23 protein-coding genes are annotated in these 14012 nt (G+C 68.3%); 21 read left to right on the top strand and 2 right to left on the bottom strand.

The features are described 5' to 3' along the window. Positions 1-54 precede the first annotated feature (54 nt). From ACE3TA_RS09175 to ACE3TA_RS09095, 17 genes are all read left to right on the top strand, one after another. The gene (locus tag ACE3TA_RS09175) at positions 55-819 is read left to right on the top strand and encodes a helix-turn-helix domain-containing protein (RefSeq protein ID WP_374572803.1); all 765 of its coding nucleotides are present in this window, start codon (positions 55-57) and stop codon (positions 817-819) included. Positions 820-973: 154 nt separating this feature from the next. Further along, positions 974-1534, top strand: a complete 561-nt coding sequence (locus tag ACE3TA_RS09170) for a hypothetical protein (RefSeq protein WP_374572801.1) — start codon at positions 974-976, stop codon at positions 1532-1534. Between the two features lies 1 nt (position 1535). Then, on the top strand, positions 1536-1943 hold the full coding sequence (locus ACE3TA_RS09165; protein WP_374572799.1) for a hypothetical protein: 408 nt from the start codon (positions 1536-1538) through the stop codon (positions 1941-1943). Continuing rightward, positions 1943-2695 carry a hypothetical protein gene (locus ACE3TA_RS09160; RefSeq protein WP_374572797.1) on the top strand — a complete coding sequence of 251 codons (753 nt, stop codon included), beginning with the start codon at positions 1943-1945 and terminating at the stop codon, positions 2693-2695. Before ACE3TA_RS09165 ends, ACE3TA_RS09160 begins: the two co-directional genes overlap by 1 nt. 281 nt (positions 2696-2976) lie before the next feature. Further along, a complete protein-coding gene (locus ACE3TA_RS09155; protein ID WP_374572795.1) occupies positions 2977-3420 on the top strand; it encodes a hypothetical protein in 444 nt (147 codons plus the stop codon). Continuing rightward, positions 3417-3686: a hypothetical protein gene (locus tag ACE3TA_RS09150; protein ID WP_374572793.1), complete on the top strand. Its 270-nt coding sequence runs from the start codon at positions 3417-3419 to the stop codon at positions 3684-3686. The genes ACE3TA_RS09155 and ACE3TA_RS09150 overlap by 4 nt, the downstream gene beginning before the upstream one ends. After that, positions 3670-3936 carry a hypothetical protein gene (locus ACE3TA_RS09145; RefSeq protein WP_374572791.1) on the top strand — a complete coding sequence of 89 codons (267 nt, stop codon included), beginning with the start codon at positions 3670-3672 and terminating at the stop codon, positions 3934-3936. The genes ACE3TA_RS09150 and ACE3TA_RS09145 overlap by 17 nt, the downstream gene beginning before the upstream one ends. Next, positions 3923-4339 (top strand): phage tail assembly chaperone, encoded by a 417-nt coding sequence (locus tag ACE3TA_RS09140; RefSeq protein ID WP_374572789.1) that lies wholly within the window; start codon positions 3923-3925, stop codon positions 4337-4339. The genes ACE3TA_RS09145 and ACE3TA_RS09140 overlap by 14 nt, the downstream gene beginning before the upstream one ends. An 11-nt stretch (positions 4340-4350) precedes the next feature. After that, positions 4351-4515, top strand: coding sequence for a hypothetical protein (locus ACE3TA_RS09135; protein WP_374572787.1), 165 nt, complete (start codon positions 4351-4353; stop codon positions 4513-4515). Further along, entirely contained in the window at positions 4512-6362 is a 1851-nt protein-coding gene (locus ACE3TA_RS09130; protein WP_374572785.1) for a hypothetical protein, read from the top strand. The genes ACE3TA_RS09135 and ACE3TA_RS09130 overlap by 4 nt, the downstream gene beginning before the upstream one ends. Further along, positions 6359-7294 (top strand): hypothetical protein, encoded by a 936-nt coding sequence (locus ACE3TA_RS09125; protein WP_374572783.1) that lies wholly within the window; start codon positions 6359-6361, stop codon positions 7292-7294. The genes ACE3TA_RS09130 and ACE3TA_RS09125 overlap by 4 nt, the downstream gene beginning before the upstream one ends. A 241-nt stretch (positions 7295-7535) precedes the next feature. Beyond that, positions 7536-8030 carry a hypothetical protein gene (locus ACE3TA_RS09120; RefSeq protein ID WP_374572781.1) on the top strand — a complete coding sequence of 165 codons (495 nt, stop codon included), beginning with the start codon at positions 7536-7538 and terminating at the stop codon, positions 8028-8030. A gap of 52 nt (positions 8031-8082) precedes the next feature. Further along, entirely contained in the window at positions 8083-8553 is a 471-nt protein-coding gene (locus ACE3TA_RS09115) for a hypothetical protein (protein WP_374572779.1), read from the top strand. Positions 8554-8909: 356 nt separating this feature from the next. After that, entirely contained in the window at positions 8910-9197 is a 288-nt protein-coding gene (locus tag ACE3TA_RS09110) for a hypothetical protein (protein WP_374572777.1), read from the top strand. Further along, entirely contained in the window at positions 9194-9868 is a 675-nt protein-coding gene (locus ACE3TA_RS09105) for a hypothetical protein (RefSeq protein WP_374572776.1), read from the top strand. Before ACE3TA_RS09110 ends, ACE3TA_RS09105 begins: the two co-directional genes overlap by 4 nt. 89 nt (positions 9869-9957) lie before the next feature. Then, the gene (locus ACE3TA_RS09100) at positions 9958-10161 is read left to right on the top strand and encodes a hypothetical protein (RefSeq protein ID WP_374572774.1); all 204 of its coding nucleotides are present in this window, start codon (positions 9958-9960) and stop codon (positions 10159-10161) included. Positions 10162-10286: 125 nt separating this feature from the next. Next, positions 10287-10988 (top strand): SHOCT domain-containing protein, encoded by a 702-nt coding sequence (locus tag ACE3TA_RS09095; RefSeq protein ID WP_374572772.1) that lies wholly within the window; start codon positions 10287-10289, stop codon positions 10986-10988. Positions 10989-10997: 9 nt separating this feature from the next. Here ACE3TA_RS09095 and ACE3TA_RS09090 read toward each other — a convergent pair whose 3' ends face one another. Then, positions 10998-11165, bottom strand: a complete 168-nt coding sequence (locus ACE3TA_RS09090) for a hypothetical protein (protein ID WP_374572770.1) — start codon at positions 11163-11165, stop codon at positions 10998-11000. Between the two features lie 206 nt (positions 11166-11371). Between ACE3TA_RS09090 and ACE3TA_RS09085 the strand changes: the two genes are divergently transcribed. From ACE3TA_RS09085 to ACE3TA_RS09070, 4 genes are all read left to right on the top strand, one after another. Next, positions 11372-11683 (top strand): type II toxin-antitoxin system RelE/ParE family toxin, encoded by a 312-nt coding sequence (locus ACE3TA_RS09085; protein WP_374572768.1) that lies wholly within the window; start codon positions 11372-11374, stop codon positions 11681-11683. A 25-nt stretch (positions 11684-11708) separates the two neighbouring features. After that, the gene (locus ACE3TA_RS09080) at positions 11709-12029 is read left to right on the top strand and encodes a HigA family addiction module antitoxin (RefSeq protein WP_374572766.1); all 321 of its coding nucleotides are present in this window, start codon (positions 11709-11711) and stop codon (positions 12027-12029) included. Positions 12030-12038: 9 nt separating this feature from the next. Beyond that, the gene (locus ACE3TA_RS09075) at positions 12039-12350 is read left to right on the top strand and encodes a hypothetical protein (protein WP_374572764.1); all 312 of its coding nucleotides are present in this window, start codon (positions 12039-12041) and stop codon (positions 12348-12350) included. Positions 12351-12530: 180 nt separating this feature from the next. Then, positions 12531-12905, top strand: a complete 375-nt coding sequence (locus ACE3TA_RS09070) for a GFA family protein (RefSeq protein WP_374572762.1) — start codon at positions 12531-12533, stop codon at positions 12903-12905. Positions 12906-12911: 6 nt separating this feature from the next. Here ACE3TA_RS09070 and ACE3TA_RS09065 read toward each other — a convergent pair whose 3' ends face one another. Then, positions 12912-13904, bottom strand: coding sequence for a PhoH family protein (locus ACE3TA_RS09065; RefSeq protein WP_374572760.1), 993 nt, complete (start codon positions 13902-13904; stop codon positions 12912-12914). Between the last annotated feature and the right edge of the window lie 108 nt (positions 13905-14012).

Below are 14012 nucleotides of genomic sequence, written 5' to 3'. Positions count from 1 at the left end.
AGAAGCCTATGCAATCGACGCGTCGGGCGCAACTCTCTGCGGAGGGCGCGGACGATGAGCTGGCAGGCCTCGCGCGCCGCCGCGCTCCACCACATTCCCCAGCATCCCCAGGCGGGCGCCGAGGGCTTTTCCAGCCCCGCCGCGGCGAAGGCGGTGCTCATGGTCTTGGCCGAGGCTGCGCGCCCAGACGGCACGGGCGTCACGCTCAGCGTGGACACGATCGCGTCTCGGACGCAGTTGAGCCGGCGCGCGGTGATCGGTGCGCTGAAGCTCCTCGAGTGGGCTGGCGTGATCTCCCGCGAGCGCCGGTTCCGCACCAGCGACGGGGGACGCACCAGCGACGAAATCGCGCTCAAGCTGGAGGTCCGGCCGGACGCAGGTGCAGATGCTGCACCCCCCCAAGGTGCAGATGCTGCACGGGGGCAGGTGCAGATTTCGTCGGACGCAGGTGCAGCATCTGCACTTGCCCCCGTGCATGTGCTGCACCCTAAGAGGTCAAATAGAACCGATATTGGAACCGGGAGAGGGCCCGCGCGCGCCGAGCCGCGCGGTACGCGCCTCCCGACCGACTGGACACCTCCGGATGACGCTTACGAGTTCGGCGCCTCGCTTGGCCTGACCGCAGCTGTGGTCGAGCTGGAGGCCTCGAAGTTCCGCGACTACTGGGGCGCCCAGCCCGGCGCCAAGGGCCGAAAGCTCGATTGGGAAGCGACCTGGAGGAACTGGTCGCGTCGAGCCGCCGAGGATCACGCGCGGCGGCGCCCCTCCGCGGCGAGTGGCGCCCTGTTCGCAGCCATGGCGGTGGCCCGAGATGACTAGGGTCGCCGTTCAATCTCCGCGCGCGGCCGCGGCCGCTCCCCAGCTCGCGGGGCCAGGTCAGGCGATCCGCGCCGGCATCCGGCAGATGGCGGCTGCGCGGGAGCCGTTTGAAGCATGGCGCTCGATCGCAAGTCCAGATGGCTCATGGGAGGCCTTGGCCCGTCGCATGACGCCGTGGCCGTCGCAACCGCTCGAGGACCTGCTGAAGCGCCGCACCGAAGCAGCGCTGAGCCGCTGGCGCGAGCCGGAGGACGATCCTGAGCTGATCCGCCATGGCTTGGCGCGGCTGCCGAGCGACTTGCGGCTGGGGCAGGTGGTTGAGCTGGCGAAGTGCGCCCTGGGCGCCGCGGCCAGCGAGACGGCCATCAGCCAGGCCGTCGGCGCTCTGGTCGAAGCTTACCTACCCGGACGCGCCGGAGCACCGGTTGTCTACGCAGAGACGCTGATCGACCTCGCATACCGTGACGGCTTTCCGCCGGCCGTGGTCGCCGAGGCGCGCGAGCGGATCCTGAGATCCGACACCAAGTTCGCCCCGGCGCCGGGCGAATGGCTCGCCGCGTGTCGGGGCGCGTTTGCCGAGCTGCAGCGCATCGCCAGAGCCGCCGAGCAGGCCATGGCGGCGCGAGCAACCGCCGTCGAGATCCTGCGTCGCATCGATCTCCAGGCAGGCTCGCCCCACCGAACCACTCCCCCTCAATCTGTGAAGGAGGCCTGACATGGCCATGAAGCCCAAGATCGTCCGAGGATTCCGCAGCAGGGATCCGCTCACTCGCGTCCAGACCCGCGACGCCGCTCCGCGGCTGCCCGCGCGCCGCGCGGCCCGCGACGAGGCGCCGACGGTGAGAGTGGAGGTGGCCCGGTTCCGCGCCTCGCCCGGAATCACCTATCGCGCCGAACAAGACGGCAATGATCTCGTCGTGTCGGTGACGATGGCCGGGGTGGACACGGGCCAGGTCTATGATGGCCTGGAGCGCACTGAGGCAGCCGCACCCGAGAACGGCGACCAGGCCACCAAGGACCGCGCCGCTCGCCGACAGCACGACGCCGCGGCAGCGCAGCTCCGGGAGATCAACGCACGCAATCGGGCGTTCTGGCCTCGCTCCCCCGGCAAGGGGGCGGCCTGATGTCGCCGGAGGCTCGGGAGGCCCTCGTCGCGGCGCACGCCCGCCGCGACGCTGCGATCGCCGCGGTCGAAAAGGCCGAGGCGGTGCTCGAGGGGGCGCGTGAGGCCGAGGCGTCGGCGCAGGTCCGCCTCCAGGCGGCCCAGGAAGCGGAGCGTAACTCGGGCGCAACCATGGCCGAGCTGATCAAGGCTGCCCTTGCCGCCGGCCGTTCCGTCGACACGGTGAAGATCGAGACGGCGGAGGCGGGCCGGGCCCGGGCCGAGGCCGAAGCCTCTCTCGCAATCGCCCGCACCGCGATCGGCGTCCTCGAGGAGGAACTCAAGGCCGCGAAGCAGGAGGTGGATGAGGCCGGTGTGGATGTCCAACGCGTCATCGTCAATCTCGTCTTAGGCAGGCAGATCGCCCGGCTGACTGAAGAAGGCCGGACCGCTCTAGAGACGATTCACCGTGTCTCGCGCCTGTTGCGGGGCATCGGTAGCGCCTCTTACCTCCCCTTCTTTGACGGCAAGGGGATGCGCAGCTTCCCCTTCACCCCGGAACAACGGGAGCTGATGAAGTTCGGTGCCGATCGGGTTGAGACGCCATGGCATCGCCAGCAGCGCGTGGAGATGTGGGGAGCGTTCCGCAAAGCCCTGGTGACCGATCCCGACGCCGCCGCGCCTGAAGACGGCGACGAGTTGAAGGCCACACCCGTCGTCACGTTCCCCAGGCCCGCTCCAGTAAGCGAGCCGGACGGAGACGAGGCGGCATGAGCGTCATGGGAGGTCTTTGGGCACAGTACGCGCGCACGTGCACGCGCACGCGAGGGTGGCCACTATGATCGGGCTTGGGATTCACCCATCGAGCGTGTGTGTGCTCGGGCGCGTTGGTCGGGCCTCGATGTCCTCATCTAGGACGTCGACGGCCCCCGGCTCCCGTGGCGGAACACAAGGAATTCCAGTCGCTGTTGCCGGCGCCGACCGGCAGGCGGCCGGCTTGGGTCACCGCCCGGTCACCACGGCCCCGGATCTGGGACATCAACCGGGGGGGCGCGATGAGCGACGCGGGATCGCGAAATAGCGCGGCGAATACGCGGGGAAAGCCCTTCGCACTGGGCAATCCAGGCAAGCCCAAGGGCGCCCGCCACAAGGTGACGCTGGCTGTCGAGGAGCTGCTCGATGGCGAGGCGGAGAAGCTGACCCGCAAGGCGATCGATATGGCCCTGGCCGGCGACGTCGTGGCTCTGAAGATGTGCATCGACCGCCTGGCGCCGGCGCGGCGCGATCGTGCCGTGCGGTTCAGGGCGCCCAAGATCTCGGGCCCGGCGGACGTGCCCGCGGCGCTGGCCGCCGTGTTCAAGGCCGTCGCGGCTGGCGAGGTGACGCCGCAGGAAGGTCAGGCCCTCGCAGCGATCGTTGAGAAGACGCGCGGCGCGCTCGAGTTGGCTGAGATCGATCGGCGTCTCGCCGCCCTCGAGGAGAAGGGGGAGGCACGATGATGCGCAGCACGATGCAGCGCCTGACGCGCCTTGAAGCGCTGTCCAGGAGGAAACCCAAGAAGCCGCTTGCCGACTTCAGCGCGCTTTCGGACGCCGATCTGGAGCGCGTGATCCAGCATGCCGCCGTGACGGAAGAGATGCTTCTGGCCGACGACCTCTCCGACGAACAAGTCCAGCGGATCAGCGAAGCCATCGCAATGGCGGAGGCCGCCGGCGCCATCTTCAACACCACGCAAAGGGGAGACGACCATGGCGCGCGCCATTGAAAGCCGTCTCGCACGCCTCGAGCGCCGCGCCGCCGCGCAGGGCGAGTTCACGCCCGGCCCGGGCGTGTCGGGCCTGCTGGCCGCGCTTGGCGACCAGGCGAAGACCTTCGAAGGCGCGGAGCCGCGCCGGCCGCAAGGCAGCGTCGGCCGTCTCCTGGCCAACGTGATCTCTGAACGGGCCACCGACGACTGCGGCGCAGCCCATCTCAACAACCTACCGACAAAGGGATCTACCCATGGAAGCCATTGAAATCGCCGGTCACACCTACAAGATCGGCCGCCTCGACGCCCGCCGCCAATTCCACGTCGCGCGCCGCCTGGTGCCCATCATGGGCGCCCTGGCCGGCGCGCTGCAGGACGCCACGGCGAACCTCTTGGAAGCGCTCGGACCGATCGGCGACGCCATGGCCGCCATGCCGGATACGGACGCCGACTACGTCGTGTCGGCCTGCCTCAGCACGGTGGAGCGCCAGATCCCCGGCGGGGCGGGCTGGGGGCCGGTGCAGGCCTCGAACGGCGGCCTGATGTACGACGACATCGACCTCGCCACGATGCTGCGGCTCGTCGCCGCCGTGATCCGGGAGAACCTCGGCGATTTTTTCTCAGGCCTCGCCTCGATGTCGGGGCAGGAGGCGCCGGGAGCCACGGCGTAGCGTTGCTCGACATGGCGACCAAAGAGGATTGGCTGTTCCGGCCCGTGCTGCGCGGCGTGCTGCGGGCGGAAAGCCTGATCGATGGCTCGGTGGACCTGGAGTTCATCGCGACACTGAACCAAGCGCTCGACGTCCAGGATGAGAACGAGCGCAGGATCGCGGAGGCGGCGAAATGAGCGACGCCAATGTGCTGAGGGAATACCTCGTTTCCGTCGGCTTCAAGGTCGACGAGGCCGGCCTGAAGCGGCTCAACGCCCAGCTCCACGCCACGTACAAGGCGATCGAGTCGTTCGCGGCGACCGCCGCGGCGATGGGCGTTGCGGCGACGGCCGCCGTGACCCAGGTCGCGTCCAAGTTCGAGAGCCTCTACTACGCCTCGCAGCGCATCGGGGCGTCAGTCGAGAACATCCGCGGCTTCGATCTGGCGATCAGCAACCTCGGCGGTACGGCCCAGGGTGCGCGTGGCGCCCTTGAGAGCGTGGCGGAGTTCCTGCGGAGCAACCCCGGCGGCGAAAGCTTCCTGGCCCGCATCGGCGTGGAAACGCGCGACGCGAACGGGCGGCTGCGCGACATGACCGCCATCGTCGGCGACCTGGGCCAGGCTTTCGGTCGCATGCAGTACTGGTACGCCAAGCAGATCGCGACTTCGCTCGGCATTGATCCGATCACGCTCCAGGCGCTGAGGCGCGGCGATCTCGCGGCTCAGATGAAGCGTGCCGCGGAAATGGCCGCCAAAGCGGGCGTCGATCAGGAGGCGGCGGCCGAGGCGTCGCAGCGGTGGATGGTCCGGCTTCGCGACCTGCTGTTCTACCTGAACCTGGTCAAGGACCGCCTGCTCTTGATCCTTGAGGGGCCGGCGGACCGGATCATCACTTGGCTCCAAGACGCCAACAACCGGACCGCGGCGTTCGGCGTAGGCGCCAGCGTGCTGGTCGGGATCTTGGGCAGTGTCATCGGCGGGTCTGCGACTGGCATCCTCGGCCTCGTCGCCGCGCTAGGCCTGCTGATCGACGACTTCATGACCTGGCGGGAGGGCGGCCAGAGCCTGATCGACTGGTCGAAGTGGCAGACCGAGATCGATCAGGCGCGTGGCGCGATCAAGGTGCTGCAGGACGGCTTCAAGGGCCTGACGGACGCGATCGGCGATGTCGCCCAGGCGTTCTGGACCGCTTGGGGCCCGGAAATCACCCACGCCATGCACCTCTTTGTCCAAGGCGCGATCGGCGACCTCGTCGCGCTCGGGGAAGCCCTGAAGGCGGTGGCGGCGCTCCTCCGCAAGGACTGGGCCGGCGCCTGGCGCCACGCCAAGAAGGCGGGATGGGCTCTGGCCCATCCGGCCGAAGCCGCGGCCGAAAATGCGGCGCCATCGGATCGGTCGTCAGCCCCTGGGGCCACGGCGGCGCCAAGCCCTGGCGCCGCTGCAGGCGCGACAGGCGATCCCATGCCGAGCGGCCGGGGTCGACGCCCGGTGTCGATCCGCAACAACAACCCGGGCAACCTGCGACGCTGGGGATCTCGTCCGACGCAAGACGGCTTCGCCGTGTTCGACACGGTCGAGGCGGGCATGCTCGCCATGGCCCGCAACCTCCTGGGCTACGCCAAGCGAGGCGACGACACGATCAGGGAGATCATCTCCAAGTGGGCCCCCTCGAGCGAGAACGACACCGGCGCCTACATCAGGACGGTGGCCAAGGCTTTGGGCGTCTCGGCCGACAAGGTGCTGAACCTCAAGGACCCGGCCACGCTTACCAAGCTGATGCAGGCCATTTCCCGTCAGGAGGCGGGCGGGGAGTTCTATAGCCCGGCGCTGTACCGCGCCGCGGCGAACATGGCGCTCGGGATGCCCAAGGCGACCCTGGGGGCGGGCGCTGGCCCCGGCGGGACACAAGTCTCACTGAACCAGAAGACGGAGATCACGGTGAACGGGGTCTCGGATCCGGTCGCGGCCGGCCGTGCAGTGCTGGACGGCCAGGCAAGGGTCAATGCCGATCTCATCCGATACACCAAGCGGAGGCTCGGATGAGCAACCTCTACCTCCGCAAGGTCTCGCTCATCGTCGCCGATGACGAGGAAGGGCTGGACCTGTCCGAGCTGAAGATCGTCTTCCGGGTCCGCCAGTGGGACATCCAGACCCCGAACACGCTGCAGGCCAGGGTCTACAACCTCTCCGAAGCCACAGCCGGCCGTATCCAGAAGGAGTTCACGCGGGTCGTGCTCCAGGCGGGCTATGAGGATGGTCCGTTCGAAAAGATCTTCGACGGGACGATCGTGCAGACCAAGCGGGGCCGCGACAGCGGCGTCGACACCTACCTCGACATCTTCGGTGGTGACGGCGACGAAGCGTACGCCTTTGCCGTGGTCAACACCTGCCTCGCCGCTGGTGCGACCCGGCTCGATCAGTTCGACGCCATTGCTCAGGCCATGAAGCCATACGGCGTTCGGCCAGGCTCGGTGCCGGCCAACCTAAAGGACGACGCGTTGCCTCGGGGCGTCGTGATGCACGGCATGGCCAGGGACCTGCTCATGGATCTGGCCGACGCCACGGACACGAACTGGAGCATCCAGCATGGCGTGCTGCAGCTCGTGCCTCGGGAGAGCTACTTGCCCGGCGAGGCGGTCGTGTTGACCAGCGAGACGGGCATGATAGGGCGGCCCGAGCAGACCGAGGGCGGCATCACGGTCCGCTCACTGCTCCGCTCCGACATCCGGATGGGCGCGCGGGTCCACATCAACAACTCCTCGATCCTGCTCGCGCCGATCGATCAATCGGCCCAAGGGCGGCTCGAATTCGAGAATCTCCGCGCCAGGGTTCGCGTCACCGAGGACGGCTTCTATCGCGTCCTGTGCGCAGAGCACTTCGGCGACACCCGGGGCAACGACTTCTACACGGACATGATCTGCGTCGCCGCGACAGACCCGGCGCCGCAGGCCCAAATCGATCGAGGGAGGGCGTAGCTCGATGAGATTGGCCGCGCCTCGCTGTCGGTGCGGCCATGTCCTGGGTTCGATCATGCCCAGGCGAGGCAAGTCGGCAAGTGTCTCGAAAATCCAACACCGACAGCCGGCGGGAGCGAACTCCAATGTCTCCGCGGCCGGCACATCGCCAGGTTTGAGCATGGCCTGGCGACCTCTTCGGGGGCCTGCACGACGCGCCTCGGCCCGGCGTGCAGGTCTTCGACCAGCTCATGAGGAATGCATGTCAGTGAAGGTCACCAAGGACGGGATGGCGGCGTTCAAGCGCGGTCTGGAGGAGTTGGTCCGGAAGCGGGTCCTGGTCGGCGTGCCGGCCGACACCACGGAGCGTCAGCCGGATCCTGACGCCCCAGAGCCCATCACGAACGCGGCCTTGGCCTACATCCACGACAACGGCTCGCCCGCGGCCAACATTCCGGCCCGACCGTTCATGCGGCCCGGGATTGAGGATGCCAAGGAGGAGATCGCCGGTCGGATGAAGGCCACGGCGAAGGCGGTGCTCGCCGGCGCACCTGATGCCGCGGACCGGGGCCTCCACGCCGTCGGCATGGCCGCGGCGAATTCGATCAAGGCCAAGATCACGGACGGCGCCTTCGCCCCTCTGGCGCCGGCTACGATCGCGAAGCGCCGGGCCCGTGGCCGAACCAGCGAGAAGCCCCTGACCGACACCGGGCAGATGAGGAACGCGATCACCTATGTGGTCGCGCCGAAGGAGTGACGTGGGCTTCTGATTGCGCTGCTATGGCCGCCGGGCGGGACAGGAGTGGGCCATGCGGCTGGTCAGTGACAACTCGGACGCGGACCTGGCCGCCGGGCGGGCCAGGCAGGAACTGCGGCGCGCCCTTCGTGCCGTGGCGGCCAACATCCTGCGGATCGTTCGGGGCGCCGGGAAGCCGGCGGAGCTAGCCGATCAGCTCGACGAGCTGCAGCTGGCCATCAGCGCGTTCCAGGGCGTGACGGGCCTTCCCCCGACGGCGGAGTTCAGCGGGATGCTCGAACTCGAGGAGGATCGGGACGTGATCAGAGGGCTCAACGGCCGGAACCTGAGGGAGCACCTGGCCGTCAAGCAGATGGTGCGGGGCGCCCTTCAGAAGGCGGCGTCCAATCTGGCCGGCCAGCTGACGCAGGAGCGCGCCGGCGGCACGGAGTTGTTCGAGGGCGCGATCGCCTTGGAGCAGGTCCGCGATGAGTGGCGCCGCGAATCGGGGGCTGGGAAGGGGCGGCCCCGTCCCAGGAAGTAGAGCGCCGTCAGACGGCCGATAGGGATCAAGGCGTCGTCGGCGTCAGCCGACGCCTTCGACCTGCAACCCGCGGATCATCAACTGGCGGAGCGCCTCGGGGCGGCTGATCGGCTCGCTCTGGCCAGCGATCCACCGATCCAGAAGCGCAAGCTGATCGGCCTGAAGGCGGACTAGGACAGGTGTGCCGGTCGCCGGCGCCCTCTTCCGTTTCGTGATATCGCGACTTGCGGCGTTCATGCGATGGTGATATCACCAATACGGCCCGGCGGGAAGGTTGCAGCTCCCGCGCCGGGCCTAACCGACCACGATCTACTGAGGAGATCGCGATGCAGGCTGTCGCCCGCAATAGCACACCTATGCCTGCCGTAGAGCGCCGCCGGCGCCGGCAGACCACCCAACAGCAGCGCAAGCACCTGGAGGCCGCCCTGGAGCGGCTCCTGGCGGCCGTGGAGGCCGTCGTGGCCGATCTGGACGCCTGGGACCTCCTCGCCGGCGATCCCGACCTCGAGGCCGTCTGTGAGGACGAGGGAGGCCAATGCGACGACGAGGGTTGGGACAGCGACACCGAGCCGGACGTCGACGAGGCAAGCCGTGTCCCGCTGCACCTGGTCCAGCACTATCCGATGCAGGAGAGCGCGCGATGAGCAGGTTCGTGTCCCCCATGCGCCCGTCCCGCCGGCACGTGCTCGGCGCAACCCCAGCCTTCGCCGCCCTGACCGCGCCGGCGCTCGCAGCGTCCGCGACCACAAGGACCGACGCAGACGGCCCCCTTCTGGTCCTACGTGACCGCCTGGCGGCTTTGAGGGGCGAGATCGAGGATCTCGACGCGAAGTGGCTGAGCGCCATGGCGTGCGTGGCTGAGCCGCCCGCGCCTGACGCCCTGCGCTGGCGCGCCGACGACTACTTCCGCAGCCCGAGCCGTGAGAAGATTGGCGCGGTGATGTCGACGGACGCGATCGCGCGGCTCGAGGCGATCCGAGGGGTGTACCAGCTCGGCATGACCGAGGCTCGCCGTCGGCAGCTCGCGGCGCGAATCGAGGAGGTCATCGCCGCCCGGGACCGCTGGGAAGCCGCTGCCGAGGCCGCCAGGCGGGCAGCGGGCGTCACGGCGCTCACGGCGCGCCTGGACGTTCTGGTCGAGGAAGAAGACGCGCTCGAGCGCAGGGCGTTCGTGATGCGGGCCACGACCCCCGCTGGCCTGGCCTTCAAGGCCTCGCTCGTCCGGCGCTACAACCTCGACGACGCGGACTCGCACGCCTCCATGTCGCTGCGGTCGTTGCTCGACGACATGGAGAGGGCGGCGGCTTCGGCCTGAGGTCGCTGCCGGCAGAACCAGAACGGTGCCGCAGCGCCTTCGGCCGGCGGCGTAGTATCACCGGCCGAAGGCGCTGCGGGGAGCATGACATGAGCGATAGGACGAAGCGGCCGGTGTCGAAATTGGAGGCGGCGGCGGTCGCCTACGCTAGGGCCAAGGCGGCGGTAGAGGCGCACCACGCGGCGCGCGATACCCCGGCCCTCGCCGCGGCGCTGAACCGCTGGACCAAGACGATGTTCAAGCTTGATGCGGCGGCCCGCCGCTATGCAGAGGATGTGGCTGGCACCAGGTGATGGCGGCTAGGGGCGAATGCTGGCGCCGCGATGGTCGCGGCCTCACGTACCTCCCGCGTTGGTTGTGACGTCTCGTAAATCTCTACCCAATAAGGAGTATCGGACGAAACGGGGGAATGGGTCCGATGAAGGGCGTCTTCAATATCCTGGCGTACATCTGCGTGCTGGTCGGACTGGTCATCGCGACCATGGGCCTCGGCTTGATCGTCGCCTTGCCGCTGATGCTCCTGACGTTCGCCGGGTCCGCCGGGCGAGCAGCGAAGGCTGAGCAGATCGTTGCGACGACGTTGATGCCGGGTGAGGCGCAGATCGCGGTAGGCATCCAACTCAGGGCATTCGCCCTGTTTCGGCGCCGTGCAGTTGCGGCGATCACCAACAGCCGGGTGATCATCGTGCGCCGCGGCCTGCTGGGCGGCTTCAAGATGGGCGATATCCAGTGGAAGGATCTGAAGGACGTCACAATTGAGGAGAACGTCTTGGCCTCGCTGTGCGGCTCCAACCTCAATTTCGCCCACCTGACCTACACCAACCAGCTGATGGCGGTCGACGGCCTGCCGAGCGACATTGCGGCGAAGATGTACTCTCACGCTCAGTCCGAAGAACAGCAGTGGGAGGAAAAGCGCCGGGTCCGCGCCATGGAGGAGCACCGTGCCGCCGCCGGTGGTGTCGTGGTCCATACGCAGCCGCAACAGGCCGAGCGCCCGGCTCCAGCCGCGCGTAGCCGTTTGCTGTCGGAGATCCAGGAAGCGAAGAAGCTGCTCGACGATGGCGTGATCAGCGACGCTGAATTCCAGGAAATGAAGTCGAAAATTCTGGCGGCCGGATAGGGCCGATCGCTAAGCCGGAAACGGCAAGCCGAGCAGCTCGAACTCGCGCCCCTCGGCCGCGGCAAGCACGGTGTCTAGAAGGCGCGCCTGTTCGGCCTCCGGGAGCTCGTCCTGAAACAGGACGCTCGACACGTAGAGCTCCATCAAGAGCTGGCGCAGCTTTGCCTCGATATCCATCGGAGCCTCAAGAGATCGCCCGGTTTTCGTGTGTCAGGATGACCGGAAACCCCGCGGCGGCAGCCCATTCCACATTTCGCCCCGGCGGTGGCTGACGGGCCTGAGAGCCCTCTGGGTGGATCAGCCGCAACGAAGATAGGCGCAGCGATGGCTTCGGCCAAGGCGTCTCGCTAGAACTGTAGCGCGATACGCCACAATTCGCTTGCGTGTGTGGCGCATCGCGCTACACTCTCGACATGATCCAGAGCTGGAAATCGGAAGCGGCGAGGGAGGTCTTCGAGGGCAGGAGCCCCAAGGGTTTCCCGGCCGATCTGGTGAAGGCGACGCGCCGGCGCCTTGGCTACCTGCATGCCGCGACCCGGCTGGAAGACCTGCGTTCTCCACCTGGCAACCGGCTGCACGAGCTGACCGGAGACCGGAAGGGGCAGTGGTCGATCAGCGTCAACGACCAGTTCCGGATCTGCTTCACCTGGACCGAGAAGGGGCCCGCCGAGATCGAATTCGTCGACTACCACTAGACCCTAGAAACTGAGGACCAAGACCATGACCGCGGCCTACGACTACGCGGGTTTCGAGAGCCCGGCTCCCCATCCCGGGGAGTTCCTGCGCGAGGACTACCTGCCCGGCTACAAGCTCACCCCGGGCGCCCTGGCGCGCGCCATGGGCCTGAAGGACCGGACCCGGATCGAGCGCCTAGTGCGCGAGCAGCAGCCGGTGACGGCCGACACGGCCCTGCGCCTGGCCCGCGTGTTCAGCACCTCGCCCGAGTTCTGGATCAACCTCCAGACCGCCCACGACCTGTCCAAGGCCGCCATTGCAGCGCGCGACGAACTGCAGGCGATCAAGGCGCTGGAAGCGGCGTAGGGGGTGGGCGTGAAGTACTCGGAAGCGCTTGTGGCATGGACACCAAACAGCGAAATCTTCGCCGGCGAAACCAGAGGATGCGTGAAGGTTGGACCGCTCCTAAGCGGCGGACCTGACTGGACTGCTCCTTTTTCCTTCAGTGGTGGCGCGGCATACATGCGCGTGCGATCGATGACGGGCGACGAGCTAATCGCTCAGTTGTTCATCGACTTCCATACGATCGTAGTGCGGGACAGGGTCGACCCCCAAAAGGCTCATGAAGCGTTCTTGGCGATTGACGAATATCGCGAGCACATTTCGCCTGACACGCCAGGTCTGTAGCTGTGGTGACCATGTGGTGACCGGACGCGATCTCCGAGCCGCGCCCTTCCCAGAAATCCCTTATGCAATAAGGGAAAAGTGGTCTGCCGCGTCGCAAACTCCGCATCCTCTACTGGGACATCGAGCTGGAGGCTTAGGCCCTGCGGCGCTAGCCTGCGCCTGGACGATCGGGAGGCGGCGATGAGAACGGCGTCCTGCGCCTGCGGCCGGCTTTCGGCCGATTGCCGAGGCGAGCCGGCCAGCGTGTCGCTCTGCTGTTGCGCCCAATGCCAGCGACGCACGGGTGGCGCCTTCGGCGTGGCCGTCTTCTTCGCGCGCGAGGCCGTGACCGTCCGTGGAGAGGCCGCCGCCTACACCCGGCCGTCCGACAGCGGCCAGCCGGTCACCTTCCACTTCTGTCCGGCGTGCGGCTCCAGCGTCTATTGGGAGCCGCATCGCAAGCCCGACATGGTCGCCGTGGCGCTGGGCGCCTTCGCCGACCCGGGCTTTCCCCGTCCCGGCAAGGCGGTCTACGCCGAACGCCGTCCGTCCTGGCTGGCGGTGGAGACCGGCTAGCGCGCCTCAGGCGGCGCGGGGCCGCTGCCGCGCCGGGGCGGTCTCGGATTCGTAGAGCCCCTCGATCCGGGCCACCACCTCGTTGCGCACGATGTCGCCGGTCTGGAAGCGGTGCACCTCGGCCACGCCCGAGCCCTCGATCAGGCCCAGCACGTGGGTCAGGCCGCTGACCTCGCCGTCGCGCAGATCCGACTGCGACGGATCGCCCGTCACGATCATCAGCGACCGGCGGCCGAGACGGGTCAGCGCCATGCGCATCTTGGCGCGGGTCATGTTCTGCGCCTCGTCCACCAGGATCACCGCGTCGTTGAAGGTCCGCCCGCGCAGCGCGCCCAGCGGCAGCACCTCCACCGCGCCGTGCGCCTTCAGCCGCTCGCTCTCGTCGTGGCTGATCAGGTCGGCCATCACGTCGTCCAGCACGCTGAGCTGGCCGTCGCCGCCGGTCTCCGCGCGCAGGGTCGGCGTCATCACCTCGCCCTCCAGCAGGACGTGCGGCCGGGTCATCTTGAACGACTTGAATCGGCCCTCCGCCACCAGGGCCAGGCCCGCGGCGATGGCCAGCAGCGTCTTGCCCGTGCCCGCCGGGCCGACGCCGAAGATCAGCCCGCTCTCGGCGCGCAGCATGGAGTCCATGAAGGCGACCTGCGCCAGCGACATCGGCCGCACCGCGTGGGGCAGGCCGGGCAGGCGATAGGCCAACTCGTGCTTCAGCTCCTCGTCGATCGTCTCGGCGATCAGCGCCGGCGTCGCCGCGGCGTCCTGCTCGAGCGCGTCGGTGAAGCGCAGGATGAAGGCCTTGGCCAGTTCGATCGCCGACATGTCGCCCCGCGCGCGCACGCCGGCCTCGCTCGGCTCCAGCCGCAGGCGCAGAGGGGCCAGCGCGGCGACCAGCCGGCGCGCCGGGGCGTCCACCCCGGCGAACAGGCGCTCGCGGCAGGCCGCGCTCGCGGGGATGTCGTTGTCGGCGTATCCAGCGGCGCTCGACGCGGACTGGCTCATCAAGGCTTTCCTTTGAACAGACGTGGTGATGACCGGGCGCGGCAAGTTGTCGCCGCGCCTGCACGTCCTTCTACCGGATCGTCCTCAACATCTGTTTAAGCGCGGCCG

It is taken from the genome of Phenylobacterium sp., assembly GCF_041916435.1.
Lineage (GTDB): Bacteria > Pseudomonadota > Alphaproteobacteria > Caulobacterales > Caulobacteraceae > Phenylobacterium.
Note: the sequence above shows the minus strand (reverse complement) of the source record. Positions and strands in the feature narration are given on the sequence as shown.